At 59.4% G+C, this 18,468-nt stretch carries 19 protein-coding genes and 1 riboswitch; of the genes, 8 read left to right on the forward strand and 11 right to left on the reverse strand.

Annotation, left to right across the window (positions count from 1 at the left end):
* Nucleotides 1-3: 3 nt before the first annotated feature.
* From pmrA to yvcK, 3 genes are all read right to left on the reverse strand, one after another.
* Nucleotides 4-678: a two-component system response regulator PmrA gene (gene pmrA, locus EDF75_RS02765; protein ID WP_045854540.1), complete on the reverse strand. Its 675-nt coding sequence runs from the start codon at nucleotides 676-678 to the stop codon at nucleotides 4-6.
* Nucleotides 675-2,321, reverse strand: a complete 1,647-nt coding sequence (gene eptA, locus EDF75_RS02770; RefSeq protein WP_133596928.1) for a phosphoethanolamine transferase EptA — start codon at nucleotides 2,319-2,321, stop codon at nucleotides 675-677. The genes pmrA and eptA overlap by 4 nt, the downstream gene beginning before the upstream one ends.
* Nucleotides 2,322-2,433: 112 nt before the next feature.
* Nucleotides 2,434-3,339, reverse strand: coding sequence for a uridine diphosphate-N-acetylglucosamine-binding protein YvcK (gene yvcK / locus EDF75_RS02775; RefSeq protein WP_133596930.1), 906 nt, complete (start codon nucleotides 3,337-3,339; stop codon nucleotides 2,434-2,436).
* A gap of 209 nt (nucleotides 3,340-3,548) precedes the next feature.
* Nucleotides 3,549-3,687, forward strand: a riboswitch (molybdenum cofactor riboswitch).
* Here yvcK and moaA point away from each other — a divergent pair.
* The 6 genes from moaA (at nucleotide 3,675) to EDF75_RS02810 (ending at nucleotide 7,135) form a co-directional block, all read left to right on the forward strand.
* Nucleotides 3,675-4,664, forward strand: coding sequence for a GTP 3',8-cyclase MoaA (gene moaA, locus EDF75_RS02785; protein WP_133596932.1), 990 nt, complete (start codon nucleotides 3,675-3,677; stop codon nucleotides 4,662-4,664). It overlaps the preceding riboswitch by 13 nt.
* Nucleotides 4,665-4,686: 22 nt before the next feature.
* Nucleotides 4,687-5,199, forward strand: coding sequence for a molybdenum cofactor biosynthesis protein B (moaB, locus tag EDF75_RS02790; RefSeq protein WP_133596934.1), 513 nt, complete (start codon nucleotides 4,687-4,689; stop codon nucleotides 5,197-5,199).
* 3 nt (nucleotides 5,200-5,202) lie between these two features.
* Nucleotides 5,203-5,691, forward strand: a complete 489-nt coding sequence (moaC, locus tag EDF75_RS02795; RefSeq protein ID WP_133596936.1) for a cyclic pyranopterin monophosphate synthase MoaC — start codon at nucleotides 5,203-5,205, stop codon at nucleotides 5,689-5,691.
* Nucleotides 5,684-5,932: a molybdopterin synthase sulfur carrier subunit gene (gene moaD, locus EDF75_RS02800; protein ID WP_133596938.1), complete on the forward strand. Its 249-nt coding sequence runs from the start codon at nucleotides 5,684-5,686 to the stop codon at nucleotides 5,930-5,932. The genes moaC and moaD overlap by 8 nt, the downstream gene beginning before the upstream one ends.
* A 1-nt stretch (nucleotide 5,933) precedes the next feature.
* Nucleotides 5,934-6,386: a molybdopterin synthase catalytic subunit MoaE gene (gene moaE / locus EDF75_RS02805; protein WP_133596940.1), complete on the forward strand. Its 453-nt coding sequence runs from the start codon at nucleotides 5,934-5,936 to the stop codon at nucleotides 6,384-6,386.
* Nucleotides 6,387-6,430: 44 nt separating this feature from the next.
* Nucleotides 6,431-7,135, forward strand: a complete 705-nt coding sequence (locus EDF75_RS02810; RefSeq protein WP_095095297.1) for a Bax inhibitor-1/YccA family protein — start codon at nucleotides 6,431-6,433, stop codon at nucleotides 7,133-7,135.
* 84 nt (nucleotides 7,136-7,219) lie between these two features.
* Here the strand turns inward: EDF75_RS02810 and EDF75_RS02815 are convergent, their stop codons facing one another.
* The 3 genes from EDF75_RS02815 to EDF75_RS02825 are packed head-to-tail and all read right to left on the reverse strand — an operon-like array spanning nucleotide 7,220 to nucleotide 10,187.
* Nucleotides 7,220-8,185: a lysylphosphatidylglycerol synthase domain-containing protein gene (locus EDF75_RS02815; RefSeq protein ID WP_133596942.1), complete on the reverse strand. Its 966-nt coding sequence runs from the start codon at nucleotides 8,183-8,185 to the stop codon at nucleotides 7,220-7,222.
* Complete coding sequence (gene clsB, locus EDF75_RS02820; protein WP_133596943.1) at nucleotides 8,185-9,429, reverse strand: cardiolipin synthase ClsB; 1,245 nt, start codon at nucleotides 9,427-9,429, stop codon at nucleotides 8,185-8,187. Before clsB ends, EDF75_RS02815 begins: the two co-directional genes overlap by 1 nt.
* Entirely contained in the window at nucleotides 9,426-10,187 is a 762-nt protein-coding gene (locus tag EDF75_RS02825) for an endonuclease/exonuclease/phosphatase family protein (protein ID WP_133596945.1), read from the reverse strand. Before EDF75_RS02825 ends, clsB begins: the two co-directional genes overlap by 4 nt.
* 131 nt (nucleotides 10,188-10,318) lie before the next feature.
* Here EDF75_RS02825 and EDF75_RS02830 point away from each other — a divergent pair, with 131 nt between their 5' ends.
* Nucleotides 10,319-10,756, forward strand: a complete 438-nt coding sequence (locus EDF75_RS02830) for a YbhQ family protein (RefSeq protein WP_095095307.1) — start codon at nucleotides 10,319-10,321, stop codon at nucleotides 10,754-10,756.
* A 319-nt stretch (nucleotides 10,757-11,075) separates the two neighbouring features.
* Here EDF75_RS02830 and EDF75_RS02835 read toward each other — a convergent pair whose 3' ends face one another.
* The 5 genes from EDF75_RS02835 to cecR are packed head-to-tail and all read right to left on the reverse strand — an operon-like array spanning nucleotide 11,076 to nucleotide 16,766.
* Nucleotides 11,076-12,182 carry an ABC transporter permease gene (locus EDF75_RS02835; RefSeq protein WP_133596947.1) on the reverse strand — a complete coding sequence of 369 codons (1,107 nt, stop codon included), beginning with the start codon at nucleotides 12,180-12,182 and terminating at the stop codon, nucleotides 11,076-11,078.
* Between the two features lie 59 nt (nucleotides 12,183-12,241).
* Complete coding sequence (locus EDF75_RS02840) at nucleotides 12,242-13,363, reverse strand: ABC transporter permease (protein WP_133597977.1); 1,122 nt, start codon at nucleotides 13,361-13,363, stop codon at nucleotides 12,242-12,244.
* Nucleotide 13,364: 1 nt separating this feature from the next.
* Nucleotides 13,365-15,104: an ATP-binding cassette domain-containing protein gene (locus EDF75_RS02845; protein WP_045854553.1), complete on the reverse strand. Its 1,740-nt coding sequence runs from the start codon at nucleotides 15,102-15,104 to the stop codon at nucleotides 13,365-13,367.
* On the reverse strand, nucleotides 15,097-16,092 hold the full coding sequence (gene hlyD, locus EDF75_RS02850) for a secretion protein HlyD (protein WP_133596949.1): 996 nt from the start codon (nucleotides 16,090-16,092) through the stop codon (nucleotides 15,097-15,099). The genes EDF75_RS02845 and hlyD overlap by 8 nt, the downstream gene beginning before the upstream one ends.
* Nucleotides 16,089-16,766 carry a transcriptional regulator CecR gene (gene cecR / locus EDF75_RS02855; protein ID WP_076945000.1) on the reverse strand — a complete coding sequence of 226 codons (678 nt, stop codon included), beginning with the start codon at nucleotides 16,764-16,766 and terminating at the stop codon, nucleotides 16,089-16,091. The genes hlyD and cecR overlap by 4 nt, the downstream gene beginning before the upstream one ends.
* Nucleotides 16,767-17,023: 257 nt before the next feature.
* Here cecR and rhlE point away from each other — a divergent pair, with 257 nt between their 5' ends.
* Complete coding sequence (rhlE, locus tag EDF75_RS02860) at nucleotides 17,024-18,394, forward strand: ATP-dependent RNA helicase RhlE (RefSeq protein ID WP_133596951.1); 1,371 nt, start codon at nucleotides 17,024-17,026, stop codon at nucleotides 18,392-18,394.
* Nucleotides 18,395-18,468 lie beyond the last annotated feature (74 nt).

The following is an 18,468-nucleotide window of genomic DNA, read 5'->3' on the forward strand; positions in this document are numbered from 1 at the left end:
TCTTTATGACTCCGATTCGGTATTGTTCACCAGCATATAGCCAAAGCCCCTGACGGTACGGATCCGCGCTTTACCGACCTTATCGCGCAGGTTGTGGATATGCACCTCCAGGGTATTGGTCGCCGGCTCGTTATCCCAGCTGTAGATATCGTTATAGAGAATTTCCCTATGTACCGGACTGCCCGCCTTCATCATCAGGCGCGACAGCAGGGAGTACTCTTTTGGCGTCAGCTCCAGCGAATCCCCGCCCAGCCACACCTGCCGGCGGGTGATATTGAGGCGCAGGTTGCCGACCACCATTTCGCTGTCGCCCTGGTTATTGTGGCGGCGGAGCAGCGCGCGGATGCGGGCGTTAAGCTCCTCCAGCGCAAAGGGCTTCACCAGATAGTCGTCGGCGCCGGTATCGAGACCGTCGATGCGGTCTTCGACGGTATCGCGGGCGGTGAGGATAAGCACCGGCTGGCTGAATTTCTCCCGCCGCATTCGCGCGAGGAAGTGCAGGCCGTCCTCATCCGGCAGCCCGAGGTCGAGGACCACCAGGCTGTAGTGGTTGCTGGCCAGCGACAGCGCGGCCTCATGCGCGCTGGCGACGCCGTCGCAGGCGTATCCTTCGCTCTGCATGGCCAGAATTAATCCCTGTAACAGGAGCGCGTCGTCTTCAATGACTAAGATTTTCATCTGCCGGCCTCGCTTATGCATGGCGTTAAAATATCGTCTGTCGCCTGGTATTCACGGGTATTGACCCCGAACAGGCCGAGCAGGGTAGAGAACAAGTTATCCTGCGAATAGGGCGCCGTTTTTGCCTTTTGCTGCAAGCATTCGCTGGAAATACCGTAGCGCTGCTGGTAATCCTGCGACAGCCACATCAGCATCGGGACATGCTTTTGCGTATCCGGCGCGATGGACCACGGCAGCCCGTGCAGATAAACGCCGTCTTCGCCCAGCGACTCGCCGTGGTCGGAAAGATAGACCAGGCTGGTGGTAAATTTATCCTGCTTCGACTGCAGCAGCTTGATGGCCTTATCCACCACGTAATCGACGTACAAAATGGTGTTGTCGTAGGTGTTGGTCAACTGCTGCTGCGTGCAGCCCTGAATTTCATTGGTATCGCAGGTTGGGGTGAATTTTTTGAATTCAGCCGGGTAGCGATTGTAGTACGTCGGGCCGTGGCTGCCGATAGTGTGCAGAACGATAATGCCGTCCTGTTGCAAACCGTCGATGTAGCTTTCCAGATTATGGAATAAGACCTCATCGTAGCACTCGCCGTCGATGCACTGACCCGTCAGCTTGAGATCGGTGACGTTCTGATGCGGCACGCGATCGCAGGCGCCTTTACAGCCGCCGTCGTTGTCGTTCCACAATACCTGAATACCGGCGCGCTGCAGAATGTCCAGCACGCCCTCCTGGTGATGCGCCAGCTCTTCATCATAGCGCTCGCGCGGCATGTTGGAGAACATGCACGGCACGGAAACGGCGGTGGCGGTACCGCAGGAGGTGGTGTCGGGAAAATAGATAACGTTATCCTGCTGCAGGCGCGGGTTGGTTTCGCGGGGATAGCCGCCGAGGGAGAAATTTTGCGCCCGCGAGGTCTCACCCAGCACCAGAATGGTCAGGTTTTTTCGCGGCCCGTCGCGCATTTGCGGCTTCTGCTGCGCATCTTCGCCAATTTTGACCAGCGGCAGATTGTCCATCTTATTGTGTGCATACCACGAATTGATCGCCACGATGCTGTTTGACGGGCTCAGCGACTTCACCAGCTCTTTATTATTGCGGAACACCGAGGCGTAATCTTTATAAAACAGGGCGGCAATCAGCATGATAAGGAGCGCCGAGAGCGCCACGTTGAGCAGCCGCACGGCGACGCCGCGGGCGAAGGTTTTCGGCTTACGCACCTTAATCCACCAGGCCGCCAGTACCGCCAGCACGCCGGAAATCCCGAGCGTCAGCACCATGCTGCCCGACATCAGGGCGAAGCTCTCCGCCGGCGTGGTATCCAGAATGTTGGTGATCATCGCCCGGTCGATAATGATCCCAAAGGTCCAGATAAAGTACTGCGCCGCGGCGCTAAGCAGAATAAACAGGCTGATAACGATGCGGTCGAGCCTGAGGAAAGAGGCCAGGGTGGTGAGAATATTCATCACGCTGAAGGCGACCAGCGGCATGCTGAGGAACACCAGCCAGCTATGCAGGTTATTGACCGGCAGCAGGGTGAAGACCTGGCGGTAGAAGGCAATATTGAGGAACAGACCGACGTAGGCGGCAAAGATAATCAGGTAAACCGTGCGGCTCACTACCGGTCGACGCAGTGGAAATAACGACATAGCAAAAGTCCAGGTGAAAACATGCTCGCTATGCTGCCACTTCTTTTTTAAGACAACCTTAAGATTTTAATGTGGGGAGTCGACGCTCCCCACGCTATGAAGCCATTCGGAATTAGCCGGGTATCTGAATCGCTTTTTCCAGCGCGTTGCGCAGCAGCAGGCGATCGTGGCGATAGGGCACGTCGCTGGCATCCAGCGGCGTCTGGATGACCATCCGGTCCTCAAGGCCGCGGATATCGGCCTTTGGTCCGACGACCACGGCGTCAATCACCCGCTTGCCCACGTGGTGCTCCATAATCGCGATGCGGTCCGCCAGCGTCAGGGTAGCGGCCGGGCTGTGCTCTTTGCCGAGGTTGTCGATAAAAACCATCGGCGCCGGCGTGCGGCGCAGCGCCTGCGCCATATCGTCGAGCAGCAAAATAGGCAGCAGGCTGGTGTAGAAGCTGCCGGGGCCGATCAGAATGAGATCGGCTTCAGCGATCGCCGCAACCGCTTCGCGGGTCGCGGGAACCGGCGGGGTCAGCATCAGCTCGCGCGGCACGCGGGGAAGCTGGTCGATATTGACTTCGCCATAAACTTCGTGTCCTTCGTCGTCAATCGCCATCAGGTCCACCGGTTGTTCGGACATCGGTATCAGGAATGCGTCAACTTTTAGCAGGTTTCTGATTAAATTAATCGCCTCTAAAGGCCTGACGCTAAGGTGATCGAGGGCCTTTAACATTAGGTTTCCGAGGTTATGCCCGGAAAGTTCGCCGTTACCGGCAAAACGGTACTCAAACATGGCGGATGCTACGCTGGGTTCGGCGATCAGCTGGTTAATACAGTTGCGCATATCCCCCCAGGCAATACCGCCTTCGGCACGGCGAATACGCCCCGTCGATCCGCCGTTATCGGTGGTGGTGACGATGCCGGTCAGGCGCGATCCGAGCGATGAGAGTGACGACATCACCCGGCCCAAACCATGCCCTCCGCCAAGAGCCACTACCCGATCGAGGTCGGCGAAAGTCCGATTGCGCATACTAATTCCTTATCTCAAATGAACGGGCTCACAGTAACCGATCTACCCCTAAAAGACGATGCTCCGATCCTGACAAACTGACCGACATCAATGCAAAACCCTGAATTTTGGCTATTCTGTTACGAAAATGCACGATTGTAGCGATATATACATAATTATATAGCGAAATCGAAAATGGCGAAACGGTCGTTTCCGCGCTACTATCGGCATAAACCAGTTAACACTCTAGCCTCTGTGCCTGTGTCGCAAGATATGGTGCTTTGGCCGTGGCAGCTCAGCTTGTCACCAGGGCGTGGGAAGAAATGACCGCGTCTCCCGTATTTGGAAAGGTGTATATGGCCTCACAGCTTACCGATGCATTTGCGCGTAAGTTTTACTACTTGCGCCTGTCGATTACCGACGTGTGTAACTTTCGTTGCACCTACTGTCTCCCGGACGGCTATAAGCCCGGCCCGGTGACCAACAAAGGCTTTCTCAGCGTAGATGAAGTGCGTCGCGTGACGCGTGCCTTTTCCGCCCTCGGCACCGAAAAGGTGCGCCTGACCGGCGGTGAACCCTCGCTGCGCCGCGATTTCGCCGACGTTATCGCCGCCGTGCGTGAAAACAGCGCCATTCGCCAGATTGCGGTCACCACCAACGGCTATCGCCTGGCGCGGGACGTCGAACGCTGGCGCGACGCCGGGCTGACGGCCATCAACGTCAGCGTGGACAGCCTCGACGCCCGCCAGTTTCACGCCATCACCGGGCAGGATAAGTTTCAGCAGGTGATGGACGGCATCGATGCCGCCTTCGCCGCCGGCTTTGAGAAAGTGAAGGTCAACACCGTGCTGATGCGCGATGTGAACCACCACCAGCTCGACACCTTCCTCGCCTGGATCCAGCCGCGCCGCATCCAGCTGCGCTTTATTGAACTGATGGAAACCGGAGAGGGCAGCGACCTGTTCCGCCGGCACCATATCTCCGGCATGGTGCTGCGCGACGAGCTGCTCCGACGCGGCTGGATCCACCAGATCAGCCAGCGCAGCGACGGCCCGGCGCAGGTCTTCTGCCATCCGGACTACGCCGGAGAGATCGGCCTGATCATGCCCTATGAAAAAGACTTCTGCGCCACCTGCAACCGCCTGCGCGTCTCCTCCGTGGGCAAGCTGCATTTGTGCCTGTTCGGCGACGGCGGGGTAGATTTACGCGATCTGCTGGCCGAGGACTGCCAGCAGGCGGTGCTGGAAGCGCGCATCTCCGAAGCGTTAACCCATAAAAAACAAACCCATTTCCTGCATCAGGGCAACACCGGTATTACGCAAAACCTGTCGTATATTGGCGGATAATTGATTCTAAAGGAGCGAACAGATGAGTCAGGCCAGCGCTGAGTTTATCCCGACCCGTATTGCTATTCTCACCGTTTCCAGCCGCCGTGGCGAAGAGGACGATACCTCTGGCCACTGGCTGCGCGACGCGGCTCAGGACGCGGGGCATGCGGTTGTGGATAAGGCGATTGTGAAAGAGAACCGCTACGCCATTCGCGCCCGGGTTTCGGCGTGGATTGCCAGTGACGACGTTCAGGTGGTGCTCATTACCGGCGGGACCGGCTTTACCGAAGGCGACCAGGCCCCGGAAGCGCTGCTGCCGCTGTTTGACCGGGAAGTTGAAGGCTTCGGCGAGGTGTTCCGCATGCTCTCTTTTGAAGAGATCGGCACCTCGACGCTGCAGTCCCGCGCCGTTGCCGGCGTGGCCAACGGCACGCTTATTTTTGCGATGCCCGGTTCGACCAAAGCCTGCCGCACCGCGTGGGCAAATATCATTGCGCCCCAGCTCGATGCCCGCACCCGCCCGTGTAACTTTATCCCTCATTTGAAGAAATAACTTATGTCACAACTGACCCATATTAACGCCGCCGGCGAGGCGCACATGGTTGACGTCTCGGCGAAGGCCGAAACGGTTCGCGAGGCGCGGGCTGAAGTTTTTGTCGACATGCAGGCGACCACGCTGGCGATGATTATCGACGGCAGCCACCACAAGGGTGACGTTTTCGCCACCGCCCGCATTGCCGGGATCCAGGCGGCGAAGCGGACCTGGGAGCTGATCCCGCTGTGCCATCCGCTGATGCTGAGCAAGGTGGAGGTTAACCTGCAGGCGCAGCCGGAACATAGCCGGGTGCGGATCGAATCCCTCTGTCGGCTGACCGGGAAAACCGGCGTGGAGATGGAGGCGCTGACCGCGGCCTCCGTGGCGGCGCTGACGATTTACGATATGTGCAAAGCCGTGCAGAAAGATATGGTGATTGGCCCGCTGCGCCTGCTGGCGAAGAGCGGCGGCAAATCCGGCGACTTTAAGGCGGACGAGGCTCATGATTAAGGTTCTGTTTTTTGCCCAGGTGCGCGAGCTGGTGGGTACCGATGCGTTAACCCTCGAGGCGAGCGAAGCCTCGACGGTGGAGGCGGTTCGCCGCCAGCTTATCACCCGCGGTGACCGCTGGGCGCTGGCGCTGGAGGAGGGCAAGCTGCTGGCGGCGGTGAACCAGACGCTGACCGCCTTTGACCATCCGGTTACCGCCGGTGACGAAGTGGCGTTTTTTCCACCGGTCACCGGAGGCTAAGATGACGCAAACCCGTATTATCGTCAGCCCGGCGCGCTTTCGCGTTGGCGACGAATATCCGTGGCTTGCCGAGCGCGATGAGGACGGCGCCGTCGTCACCTTCACCGGTAAAGTGCGTAACCACAATCTTGGCGAGAGCGTGAAGGCGCTGACCCTCGAACACTATCCGGGAATGACCGAAAAATCGCTGGCGGAGATTGTCGACCTGGCGCGCGAGCGCTGGCCGCTGGGGCGGGTCACGGTGATTCACCGCATCGGTGAAATGTGGCCGGGCGAAGAGATTGTGTTTGTCGGCGTCACCAGCGCGCACCGCAGCAGCGCCTTTGCCGCCGGCGAATTCATTATGGACTATCTGAAAACCCGCGCGCCGTTCTGGAAGCGTGAGGCTACGCCGGAAGGCGAACGCTGGGTTGACGCGCGCGACAGCGATCGTCAGGCGGCAGAGCGCTGGTAGTATGATACGCTTAAAGGGTTAATTTCGTTAATCAGGAGATAGTCATGGACAGATTCCCCCGTTCCGATTCCATCGTCCAGGCGCGCAGCGGCCTGCAAACCTATATGGCCCAGGTGTACGGCTGGATGACGGTCGGCCTGCTGCTAACGGCGTTTATCGCCTGGTTTGCCGCCAACACGCCGGCGGTGATGATGTTTGTCTTTTCCAGCAAAATTACCTTCTTCGGGCTGATTATCGCCCAGCTGGCGCTGGTCTTCGTGCTCTCCGGGATGGTGCAGCGCCTGAGCGCGGGCATGGCGACGACGCTATTTATGCTCTATTCGGCGCTAACCGGGCTCACGCTATCCAGCATTTTCATCGTCTACACCTATTCGTCGATTGCCAGCACCTTTGTGGTCAGCGGCGGGATGTTTGGCGCGATGAGCCTCTACGGCTATACCACTAAACGCGATCTCAGCGGCTTTGGTAATATGCTGTTTATGGCGCTGATAGGTATCGTTTTGGCCTCGCTGGTGAACTTCTGGCTGAAAAGCGAAGCGCTGATGTGGGCGGTGACCTATATCGGGGTGATTGTGTTCGTGGGCCTCACCGCCTATGACACCCAGAAGCTGAAAAATATCGGCGAGCAGATCGATACCCGCGATACCTCGACGCTGCGCAAATATTCGATCCTCGGCGCGCTGACGCTGTATCTGGACTTTATCAACCTGTTCCTGATGCTGCTGCGTATTTTCGGCAACCGCCGTTAAGATCTAAAAAACCCGGCAGGCCTTATGCCGCCGGGGTTTTCTTGTTCTCTCTTCTTTTCCCTTCTTCTCCCTTCTTCTCTCTTTTCATCCGCCCGCCAGCTTGCGCTGATTTTTCTCCCGCAGCTTTTTGGCCTGACTTTCCAGAATCAGATAGCCCATCGTGGCGATCGCCAGCGGCAGGAAGTAATAGAGCAGGCGGTACGCGAGCAGGGCGGCAATCACCGCTCCCCGGGAGAGAGGCTCCGCTGAGAGCATCGCGATAAACACCGCCTCCAGCACGCCAATACCGGCGGGGATATGAACGACCACCCCGACGATGCTGCTCACCAGCAGCGCCCCCAGCACGAGGAAGTAGCTCACCTCCTGACCCAGCAGCAGCCAGATAATGACCCCCATCACCAGCCAGTTGGCGCAGGAAAGCGCGGCCTGCAGCAGCGCGAAGCGCCAGGAGGGAAGCACCAGCCGCTGCCCCTTTATCGTCAGATGGCGGCGTTTAGCGAACGCGCAGGCCCACAGATAGAGTGCCGAAACCAGCAGCATCGCAATACCGATGATGCGCAGCGACTCCTGGCTGATATACCAGCGCGCGGGAAGCTGCACCAGATTAGCGCTGAAAATCACCCCGCCAAGCACCACGTAGCCGAGCCAGTTGGTGGTAATGCTCAGCGAAAAGATGCGGGTAATGGTTGCGCCGCGCAGGCCGAGGCGGGAGTAGAGGCGATAGCGCATCCCAATCCCGCCGATCCAGGTGCTGAGGGTCAGGTTGAAGGCGTAGCAGATAAACGACACCAGCATCACCTGGCGCTTAGCCAGCCGGTGCCCGCAGTAGGCGCGTCCGAGCAGGTCATAGCAGCCGTAGATCAGATAGCTGACGATAACCAGGCCAAAGGCGCCGAGCAGCGCCGCGCGGTTGTAGCCGCGAATCACTTTCCATACCTCTGGCCAGTCTATTTTTTGCGCATAGACCACCAGCAGTACGGCAACGGCGATAAAAAAAAGTCCGCTGAGGATACGTTTGACCAGCCGCCAGCGGGGGTGTGATTTGGCCATCAGGATTTTACCTCCGGGCTCTGCGCCTGCGTTCGATCCTGAGTTTCTATTTCCGGCTGAGCCGGCGGTTTGACCTGCGCCATCTTCGGCGTATGGGCGGGCAGCCAGCCTACCCACGCCGGGAAGTGGCGCAGGAAGTGGAAGGCCAGCACGCTGCGGCCCAGATTCCACCAGCTGCGCCTGGGCAGCATGGAGCGGTCTACCTGCTTGCAGTCCTGCCGGATAAGCGTATTCAGATTATCGCGCAGGGTTTGGTTGAAATCCCGGTCGTGCACGATCAGGTTGGCCTCGAGGTTTAATGACAGGCTGAGCGGGTCGAGGTTGCTGGAGCCGACGGTAGCCCAGTGGTCGTCCGCGAGGGCGACCTTGCCGTGCAGCGGGCGGCGGCGATACTCAAAAACCTGCACGCCGCCCTTCACCAGATAGTTGTACAGCAGCCGCGCGCCAACCTTGACGATGGGAATATCGGGTTCGCCCTGCACGATAAGCTTCACCCGCACGCCGCGCCGGGCGGCGCTGCGCATCGCGTGCAGCAGCCGGTAGCCGGGGAAGAAATAGGCGTTGGCGATAATGACCTCCCGCCGCGCGTTGGCCAGCATTTTCAGGTAGTGACGTTCGATATCGTCCCGATGTTCGAGATTGTCCCGCCAGACGAACAGCGCCTGCGCTTCGCCGGGATGCTGGTTAACCTCCGGCTGGTGGCGACGTCGACGCCAGCGACGGCGTCCGCCTTCGCTGGCGGGCAGGTTTTGCTGCACAAACTGCGCAATATCCAGCACCACCGGCCCCTCCACCTGCACGGCATAGTCCTGCTTAGCCTCCGGGCCGTAGTTGGTCATATGCTCCGCGGAGTAGTTAATCCCGCCGACAAACGCCGTGGTGTCATCCACGACGACAATTTTACGGTGCATGCGGCGAAACAGATTGGTGCGCATCCCCAGCAGGCGCGGGCGCGGGTCGTAGTAGCGAAATATCACTCCCGCCGAGATGAGTTCGTTAACGAAGCCATCGCTCAGGTCAGGGGAGCCGTAGCCGTCGAGCAGAACCTCCACCTCGACGCCGCGGCGCGCGGCCTTCAGCAGCACCGCATGGAGCTGCCAGCCCACGTCGTCCTCGAACCAGATGAAGGTTTCAAGGGTCACCTTGCGCTTTGCGCGGTCGACGGCGCGAAACAGCGCCGGATAGTAGCTATCGCCGTTCTCCAGAAGCTGGATCCGGTTTCCATTCTGCCAGCTGCATTTCACAGATGAAGCTCCACGCTGAGCGGGGCGTGATCGGAAAGATGACGCCATTGCTGAAGATCCAACGCCCGTGGCTGACCGGCGTGGACGTTTTTGACATAGATGCGGTCAAGGCGCAGCAGCGGAAAGCGCGCCGGGAACGTGCGCGCCGGGCGACCGCGGGCGCGGGTGAAGATCTCCTCCAGTCCGGCCAGCGCCTTGAGCGGACGGTTAGCCTGCTGGCGCCAGTCGTTAAAATCACCCGCGACCACCACCGGCTCCCCCTCCGGCAGGCTGTTAACCCGCTTGGCCAGCATCGCTAGCTGGGCCCGTCGCTGCCCCGCGCTGAGCCCTAAATGGGCGCAAATCAGATGCAGATTCACGCCGCTTTCCGGCACCACGATCCGACAGTAGAGCAGGCCGCGCTTTTCGCTCTGGCCGACGGAAATATCGAGATTCTCATAATATTCAATGGGGAAGCGGGAGAGCACGGCGTTGCCGTGATGTCCCTGCGGGTACACCGCGTTGCGCCCGTAGGCGTAATCGCTCCACATCGCATCGGCGAGAAACTCATAGTGGGTGGTATCCGGCCAGTTTTCGATATGCAGGGGGTGAATCTCATGCGCGCCCATCACCTCCTGGAGGCAAACAATGTCGGCGCCGATGCTGCGTACCGCGTCGCGGAGTTCGGGCAGAATGAAGCGTCGGTTAAACGTCGTAAAGCCTTTATGGGTGTTAATTGTCAGCACGTTTACTGAGAATAAAGGGTTTTTCTCGGCCATATTTCCCCGGTTAACATCTCTTTCCTGAATGAAATAGTGTAGTAGCTGTCACAAAAAGATGCGGTGATACGGAATTTTCCGTAAAGTGCGGTACTCTGAGTTACAGATAAAGATCCTTCAGGAGAGAAGCCATGAAGTGGCAACAACGTGTACGCGTCGCAACTGGCCTCAGTTGCTGGCAGATTATGTTGCATCTACTGGTCGTGGCAGTACTGGTGATGGGTTGGATGGGCGGCGCGCTGGTTCGTGTCGGATTAGGGCTGTGCGTGCTGTACGGCGTTACGCTGCTGTCGATGCTGTTTTTACAGCGTCACCACGAAGAGCGCTGGCGCGATGTCGGTGATTTCCTTGAGGAACTCACCACCACCTGGTACTTTGGCGCCGCGGTTATCGTGCTGTGGCTGCTGTCACGGGTGCTGCACAATAATCTGCTGCTGGCGCTCGCCGGGCTGGTTATTCTGGCCGGTCCGGCGGTGGTATCGCTGCTGGCGAAAGATAAAAACCGCTACCCTAAAGCGTTTGGACTGCATCAGGGCGGCAGCGCCGCGAACCCGCCGAAGCATAGATAATAGCTATGTGGCCGGGGGCAAAGAAAGGCAAGCCAACGCCGAGGCAGCCTGAGCAATGGCGGGGATCCCCTAAAGCGTTCGGGTTGCATCAAGGCGGCGACGCAGCGAATCCCCGGGAGCATAGATAGCTATGTGACCGGGGTGAGTAAGGAAAGCCAACGCCGAGGCAGCCTGAGCAATGGCGGGGATCCCCTAAAGCGTTCGGGTTGCATCAAGGCGGCGACGCAGCGAATCCCCGGGAGCATAGATAGCTATGTGACCGGGGTGAGTAAGGAAAGCCAACGCCGAGGCAGCCTGAACGATGACGGGGATCCGGGGATCAGGCGATCTTTCTGCGAAACATCGCATACGCCGCTGACCCCGTGGTGGCCGCTATGACCAGTAGCGGCCACAAACTTCCCCACACAATCTCCAGACTCGCGTCCTTCAAATAAATCTGCTTGGTAATATCGGTAAAGTGACGAATGGGGTTTATCCACGTCACGTCCTGCAGCCATTGCGGCATGTTTTCGACTGGTGAAACGTAGCCTGAGAGCAGGATTGCCGGCATCATAAAGACAAATACGCCAATAAACGCCTGCTGCTGAGTGGAGCACAGCGACGAAATCAGCAGGCCAAATCCCACCAGCGAAAGCCCGTAAATCAGCATCGTAAAGTAAAACAGCAGCAGCGAGCCGGCGAAGGGGATCTGATAGGCCCAGATCCCGACCCCCAGCACGATGCTGGCCTGCAGGGTGGCCACGATCAGCGCCGGTATCGCTTTACCGACGAAAATTTGCCAGGTCGCCAGCGGCGAGACCAGCAGCTGATCGAGGGTGCCCTGTTCGCGCTCGCGGGCAACCGATAGCGAGGTGACGATCATCACGCCGATAGTGGTGATCATGGCGATCAGCGACGGCACCACGAACCACTTATAGTCGAGATTGGGGTTATACCAGTTGCGCACGACCAGCTCGCTGTTGTTGGGCTTCGCTTTCCCCTCCAGCAGCTCCTGCTGATACTCTTTGACGATTTGCTGCAGGTAGTTGGCGGCGATTTGCGCGCTGTTCGAGTTGCGGCCGTCCAGCAGCAGCTGGAGCGGGGCGGTCTGATAGCTATCGAGGTTGCGCGAGAAATCCGCCGGGAAGCGGATCAGCAGCAGCGCCTTCTGTTCATCAATGGTGGGCTGGATCTCCTGCGGGCTTTTGAGGATCAGAATATGGGTGAAGGCCCTGGCGCGGGCAAAGCGCTGCGTCAGCTCAACCGCGTGCCTGCCATTGTCTTCGTTGTAGATAGCAATGGTGGCATTGGTCACCTCCAGCGTCGCGGCGAAGGGGAACAGCAGCACCTGAATCAGCACCGGCATAATCAAAATCGCCCGCGTTTGCGGCTCGCGCAGCAGCGACTGCAGTTCTTTGCGAATCAACGTCCATAAGCGATGAAACATCTTCAGTTCTCTCTTTACGCTGCCCCGGATAGCCACCTCAGGGGGGAATGGTTAATGCCCTAATCGAGCCGCCGTTTGGTTTTCAGCCACGTCAGGCCGATAAACATCACCGCCGAGGCGATCAGAAACATCACGTTTACCAGCAGCACCACCGGAATATTGCCTGCCAGGAACAGGCTTTGCAGGGTGCTGACAAAATAGCGCGCCGGGATGACGTAGGTCACCGCGCGGATGATCGCCGGCATGCTGTCTATCTGGAAAATAAATCCGGACAGCATAATCGACGGCAGAAAGGCGGCGTTGAGCGCCACCTGGGCGGCGTTAAACTGGTTGCGGGTAATGGTCGAAATCAGCAGCCCCATCCCGAGAGTGCTGAGCAAAAACAGGCTGGTGATGAAAAACAGAATTAACAGCGAGCCGCGGTAGGGTACATCGAGAATAAACACCGCCACCAGCATGCACAGCAGCATCGCCAGCATGCCGAGAAAATAGTAGGGGATCAGCTTGCACAGCAGCAGCTCGACGCGGGTAATTTCGGTGGAGAGCAGCGCCTCCATGGTGCCGCGCTCCCATTCGCGGGCGATAACCAGCGAGGTGAGGATCGCCCCAATGACCGTCATAATGATGGTGATCGCGCCGGGAATAATAAAATGCTGGCTGATCGCCGCCGGGTTAAACCAGTAGCGGGTTTGTACATCGATCAGCGGCTCAAAGGTTTCACCGCGATCCTCCGCCCGCTGCTGCTGCCAGATCTGCCAGATACCTTCGATATAGCCCTGGGCAAAGTTGGCGGTATTGGGCTCGCTGCCGTCGGTAATGAGCTGAATGGGGGCATCGTCGCCGGGGCGGGCCATCTTCTGGTCAAAATCCACCGGAATGGTCACCAGCGCGCGGATCCGCCCGGCCTGCATAAGCTGAATCAGCTGCTGGCGATTATCGCTGATGGTGGCGTCAATGTAGGGCGAGCCGGTCATAGTGTGGACGAAATCCAGCGCCTCTTCGCTCTGCTGCTCCAGCAGCACGCCGACCCGCAGCCGGCTGGAGTCGAGGTTGATGCCGTAGCCAAAGATAAACAGCAGCATCAGCGGGATCACCACCGCAATCAGCCAGCTGCTGGGATCGCGCACGATCTGCCGCGTCTCCTTGACGCACAGGGCGCGCACGCGCCGCCATGACAGCATTTTAGCGCTCACTGCTATTCTCCTTATCCCAGTCGTGAATCAGGGTGATAAACGCCTGCTCCATGGTGGGGTCCGGCTGCTCGTCGCTGGCCGCCAGCGCTTTTAGCGCATCCGGGGTGCCGCTGGCGATAAGCTTGCCGCGATAAACGAGGCCGATTCGGTCGCAGTATTCGGCCTCGTCCATAAAGTGGGTGGTAACCATCACCGTCACGCCTTTATCGACCATGCTATTGATATGCAGCCAGAACTCGCGGCGGGTGAGGGGGTCGACGCCGGAGGTCGGCTCGTCGAGAAACAGGATATCCGGCTCGTGCATCAGCGAGCAGGCCAGGGCCAGCCGCTGCTTGTAGCCCAGCGGCAGCTCGTCGGCGGCGTGATTGGCTATCTCCTTCAGGCCGAAGGCTTCGCTCATGCGCTCAATTTTTTCGTTCTGCACCCGGCCGCGCAGGCCGTAAACGCCGGAGAAGAAGCGCAGGTTCTGCTCAACGCTCAGGTTGCCGTAGAGCGAAAACTTCTGCGCCATATAGCCGAGATGCTGACGGGCCTTGCCGGAGCTGACCTTCAGATCCATGCCCAGCACCAGCGCCTTACCGGAGGTGGGCACCAGCAGGCCGCACATCATTTTAAAGGTGGTTGATTTACCCGCGCCGTTGGGGCCGAGGAGGCCGAAAATTTCCCCGCGCTTAACCTTGAAATCAACGTGGTCGGTGGCGGCGAAATCGCCAAATTTTTTGGTTAGGGTTTGCGCTTCGATAACCGTTTCATCATGGGAGCCTTCGACGCTGTGAATAATCGCCCCCAGCGGCGACTCTGCGGTCCCGGCGCCGCCCAGCAGGTCGATAAACGCATCCTCAAAGCGCGGCGAGGTTTCGGCGATCTCCAGCGGCGGCAGGCTGGCGTGGCTGCGCACCTCCTCGATGCTGGCTTCCTTCTTGAGGATCAGGCGCACCGATTTTCCCTGAATGACGCCGTCGCTGATTTGCGGCAGCTTCAGCGCCCGCTGCAGGAGACGGCGGTTGTTCTCTTCCCGGCTGGAGACCAAAAAGCTGCGTCCGGCCATCGTTTGGGTCAGGGAGCGGGGTTCCCCCTGATACAGCAGCTGGCCTTCGTTCATCAGCAGCACCTCGCGGCACTGCTCCGCTTCATCAAGGTACGATGTGCTCCAGAGGATCAGCATTCCGTCCCCCGCCAGCTCGTGGACCATTTGCCACAGCTCGCGGCGCGAGATGGGGTCAACGCCGACGCCCGGTTCGTCAAGCAGCAGCACCTTCGGCTCGCCCACCAGCGTACAGGCCAGCCCCAGCTTCTGCTTCATGCCGCCAGAGAGCTTACCGGCTAGCCGGTCGGTGAAGGGGCCGAGGGAGGTAAACTCGAGCAGGCGGTCGAAAATTTTCCGCCGCGCTTCGCCGGTCACGCTGCGCAGATCGGCATACAGCGTCAGGTTCTCCATCACCGTCAGATCTTCATACAGGCCGAACTTTTGCGGCATATAGCCGAGCACCGCGTGCAGGGCGCTATCGTCGCGAATCGGATCGAAGCCGATGACGCTGGCGCTGCCGCTATCCGCCTTGAGCAGCCCGGCGAGCATGCGCATCAGGGTGGTTTTCCCCGCGCCGTCGGGCCCGACCAGCCCGGTGACGTAGCCCGAGCGAACGGTGCAGCTCAGCGGGGCAACGGCGGGCCGCGTCATGCCGGCGAAGCTGCGGGTCAGCCCGTCAAGGGTGATGAGCTCTTCACTCATGTTCGTTTCCGCTGCTGAAGGTGACGGTAACCGGCATCCCCTGGCGCAGCGAGTCGTCGGGGTCGGTCACCACGATACGCAGGCGGTAGACCAGGTCGGTTCGCAGGTCCGGCGTCTCTACGGTCTTCGGCGTAAATTCAGCCGTCGGCGAAACGAAGCCAATCCTGCCGCGCCAGGGCTGATTGGGGCGGCTATCGGTATACAGCAGCACCTCGCGTCCTGGCTGCGCGTTGCCGAGATTTTTTTCATCAATGTAGGCGCGAACCCATACCGGGCGGGTTAACGATAGCGTCATGACGGTGGCTCCGGCGCTGAGCATGCTGCCCGGCTCAACGGCGCGGGTCATCAGCGTGCCGTCGGAAGGGGCGGCCAGCGTGGTATCGTGCAGGTCGAGCTTCGCCTGCGCCAGGGCGGCCTGCGCCTGTTCAAGGTTGGCTTTGGCCTGGGCTATCTCCTGCGGACGGTTGCCCGCGCGATACTGGCGCAGCTTATCCTGCGCCGATTTCAGCGTTGCCTGAGCCTGGTCGCGGGCGGATCGCGCGTTGTCGAGATCGTTGACGGAAATGGCGCTGCTTTTGCGCAGCCCCAGCTGGCGCTGGTAGAAGTTCTGCGCGTATTCATAAGCGGCCTGCGCCTGGTTGACCGCCGCCGCGGCCTGGGCAATCTCTTCCGCCCGGTAGCCGGCCATCATCAGGTCATACTGCGCCTGGGCGGTTGAGACGTTGGCCTGCGCCTGCTGCAGCGCGTTTTCGTAAGGAGCGCGGTCGAGCTGGCCCAGGGTTTGCCCGGCCTTGATAGCATCGCCCTCGTCCACGCTCAGCGAGGCCAGCCGCCCGCCGACGCGAAAGCTCATATTTACGGTACGAATATCGACGTTGCCATACAGGGTCAGCCCCTTCGGCTGGCTGCTTTGATACCACCACCAGCCGCCGCCCGTAGCAACGATCAGCAGCAGCACCACCAGGACAACGATGAGCGGTTTTTTCATGATCCCAAACTCCTTTGCGATAATCCTTGCAGAACAAAATCGATATGGCAGGTAATAACCTGATAAATTTGCTCGGTTTTTTCGGTATCAAACTGCGCCCATCCGGTGCGCAGCAAAATGGTTTCTCGGCCAAGGCGAAAGGCGAGGATCTCCCCCAGCAGCGCGTGGGTATGCAGGACCATCCGCGTGTCGTCCGCCTCAAGCCCGGTAAAGGCGGCGATTAATCGCGTCAGGTAGCAGTGTAGCGGAGCGATCACCTGGTCATGGATTAACTGGTACGCCGGGGTGGGCGACAGCTGCTCCCGGGAGATAAATTTGCTCAGGTTGACCGTGTCATCCTGGGTGAGCAGCAGGATCATGTTCCGGCAGGCGCCGAGGATCAGCGTCCGCATGGCCTCTTTATCCGGGTGCGGTTCGGCAAGCAGCCGCTCCGCCGCTTCGGCGTGAGGGCGAAAATTGTGGCCAATAAAGTCGGCTATCCACTGGGCGCAGGCGAGATAGAGATCGTCCTTTGAGCCGAAGTAGTAGGGGATTGCGGCGATGTTTTGCCCGGCCTGGGCGGCAATATCGCGGGTGGTGGCATGCAGGCCATATTCGCCAAACTGGGCGATGGCTGCGCTAATCAACTGGCTTTTTGCCTGTTCGCCTTTGCTGGTCGCGGGAGTGGTATTCATCGCACCTGAAAAAATTAATCAATCGATTGATTAAGAGTATGACCAATTCGCAGAACTGTCCAGAATGGTGAATACTCTATTTATCGCCAAAATAGAGGAGCTTGATTTCGCAGAAAAAACCGAGGGGATTTTTATGCGATACGTCACAAAACCTGCTAGACTGCGCCCCTTCATGGCATTGTGGTTTTTGCCATCTCTTTCGCAATAATCTCCCCGAAAACTACGCCTGTAAAAGGCCGGGGCGGTTTGGAGTTGTTATGTCTTTTGATTCCCTTGGCCTTAATCCTGAAATCCTGCGTGCCGTAGCCGAGCAGGGTTATGTTGAGCCAACCCCCATTCAGCAGCAGGCTATCCCTGCGGTGTTGCAGGGGCGCGATCTGATGGCCAGCGCCCAGACCGGCACCGGCAAAACGGCGGGCTTTACCCTGCCGCTGCTTCAGCATCTGATCCAGCAGGAACCGCACGCGAAGGGCCGTCGCCCGGTGCGCGCGCTGATCCTCACCCCTACGCGTGAGCTGGCCGCTCAGATTGGCGAAAACGTCCGTGATTACAGCAAGTATCTGAACGTTCGCTCGCTGGTGGTATTCGGCGGCGTGAGCATTAACCCGCAGATGATGAAACTGCGCAGCGGCGTCGATATCCTGGTGGCAACGCCGGGTCGCCTGCTGGATCTGGAACACCAGAACGCCGTCAGCCTGGATAAGGTTGAAGTGCTGGTGCTGGATGAAGCCGACCGCATGCTGGACATGGGCTTTATCCATGATATTCGCCGCGTGCTGGCGAAGCTGCCGGCGAAGCGCCAGAACCTGCTGTTCTCGGCAACCTTCTCCGACGAGATTAAATCGCTGGCGGAAAAGCTGCTGCATAACCCGCTGGAAATCGAAGTCGCCCGTCGCAACACGGCCTCCGAGCAGGTCAGCCAGTACGTGCATTTCGTTGATAAGAAGCGCAAGCGCGAACTGCTGTCGCAGATGATCGGCGAAGGCAACTGGCAGCAGGTGCTGGTCTTTACCCGTACCAAGCATGGCGCCAACCACCTGGCGGAACAGCTGAACAAAGACGGCATTCGCAGCGCCGCTATCCACGGCAACAAAAGCCAGGGCGCGCGTACCCGCGCATTAGCTGATTTTAAATCCGGCGGCATTCGCGTGCTGGTGGCGACCGACATTGCCGCGCGCGGCCTGGATATCGAAGAGCTGCCGCACGTGGTGAACTACGAGCTGCCGAACGTGCCGGAAGATTATGTCCACCGTATTGGCCGTACCGGCCGCGCCGCCGCTACCGGCGAAGCGCTGTCGCTGGTCTGCGTTGATGAGCATAAGCTGCTGCACGATATCGAACGCCTGCTGAAAAAAGAGATCCCACGCATTAGCGTTGCCGGCTATGAGCCGGATCCGTCCATCCGCGCGGAGCCGATTCAAAACGGTCGTCAGCAGCGCAGCGGCGGTGGCGGCGGTCGCGGTCAGGGCCAGGGTCGCGGCGGCCAGAGTCAGGGTCGCAGCGGTCAGAGCCAGGGTCGTGGTCAGCAGTCTTCGCCGCGCCGCAGCGACGGCGACGCGCCGAAAGCGCGTACTCAGGACGGCAAGCCGCAGCGTCGTCGCTCCCGCAAGCCAGCGGCCGCTGAGTAACAGCACTTCCGCAAGCCCGCTATCCCCGCGGCAGCCCGGCGCTGCCCGAGGGTATCGGTTTGCTTCTCCGGGCG

Origin of the sequence: Klebsiella sp. BIGb0149 (assembly GCF_004362605.1) — a bacterium.
Lineage (GTDB): Bacteria > Pseudomonadota > Gammaproteobacteria > Enterobacterales > Enterobacteriaceae > Klebsiella > Klebsiella terrigena.

What these genes read in the sequence shown, in the direction of transcription:
- EDF75_RS02815 (WP_133596942.1), bottom strand. Translation starts at nt 8,185, where the DNA reads ATGGCCAAATCACACCCCCGCTGGCGGCTGGTCAAACGTATCCTCAGC.
- pmrA (WP_045854540.1), bottom strand. Translation starts at nt 678, where the DNA reads ATGAAAATCTTAGTCATTGAAGACGACGCGCTCCTGTTACAGGGATTA.
- moaA (WP_133596932.1), top strand. Translation starts at nt 3,675, where the DNA reads ATGGCCTCACAGCTTACCGATGCATTTGCGCGTAAGTTTTACTACTTG.
- cecR (WP_076945000.1), bottom strand. Translation starts at nt 16,766, where the DNA reads ATGAATACCACTCCCGCGACCAGCAAAGGCGAACAGGCAAAAAGCCAG.
- EDF75_RS02830 (WP_095095307.1), top strand. Translation starts at nt 10,319, where the DNA reads ATGAAGTGGCAACAACGTGTACGCGTCGCAACTGGCCTCAGTTGCTGG.
- moaB (WP_133596934.1), top strand. Translation starts at nt 4,687, where the DNA reads ATGAGTCAGGCCAGCGCTGAGTTTATCCCGACCCGTATTGCTATTCTC.
- rhlE (WP_133596951.1), top strand. Translation starts at nt 17,024, where the DNA reads ATGTCTTTTGATTCCCTTGGCCTTAATCCTGAAATCCTGCGTGCCGTA.
- EDF75_RS02835 (WP_133596947.1), bottom strand. Translation starts at nt 12,182, where the DNA reads ATGTTTCATCGCTTATGGACGTTGATTCGCAAAGAACTGCAGTCGCTG.
- eptA (WP_133596928.1), bottom strand. Translation starts at nt 2,321, where the DNA reads ATGTCGTTATTTCCACTGCGTCGACCGGTAGTGAGCCGCACGGTTTAC.
- EDF75_RS02845 (WP_045854553.1), bottom strand. Translation starts at nt 15,104, where the DNA reads ATGAGTGAAGAGCTCATCACCCTTGACGGGCTGACCCGCAGCTTCGCC.
- hlyD (WP_133596949.1), bottom strand. Translation starts at nt 16,092, where the DNA reads ATGAAAAAACCGCTCATCGTTGTCCTGGTGGTGCTGCTGCTGATCGTT.
- yvcK (WP_133596930.1), bottom strand. Translation starts at nt 3,339, where the DNA reads ATGCGCAATCGGACTTTCGCCGACCTCGATCGGGTAGTGGCTCTTGGC.
- moaC (WP_133596936.1), top strand. Translation starts at nt 5,203, where the DNA reads ATGTCACAACTGACCCATATTAACGCCGCCGGCGAGGCGCACATGGTT.
- moaE (WP_133596940.1), top strand. Translation starts at nt 5,934, where the DNA reads ATGACGCAAACCCGTATTATCGTCAGCCCGGCGCGCTTTCGCGTTGGC.
- EDF75_RS02840 (WP_133597977.1), bottom strand. Translation starts at nt 13,363, where the DNA reads ATGCTGTCATGGCGGCGCGTGCGCGCCCTGTGCGTCAAGGAGACGCGG.
- EDF75_RS02825 (WP_133596945.1), bottom strand. Translation starts at nt 10,187, where the DNA reads ATGGCCGAGAAAAACCCTTTATTCTCAGTAAACGTGCTGACAATTAAC.
- moaD (WP_133596938.1), top strand. Translation starts at nt 5,684, where the DNA reads ATGATTAAGGTTCTGTTTTTTGCCCAGGTGCGCGAGCTGGTGGGTACC.
- EDF75_RS02810 (WP_095095297.1), top strand. Translation starts at nt 6,431, where the DNA reads ATGGACAGATTCCCCCGTTCCGATTCCATCGTCCAGGCGCGCAGCGGC.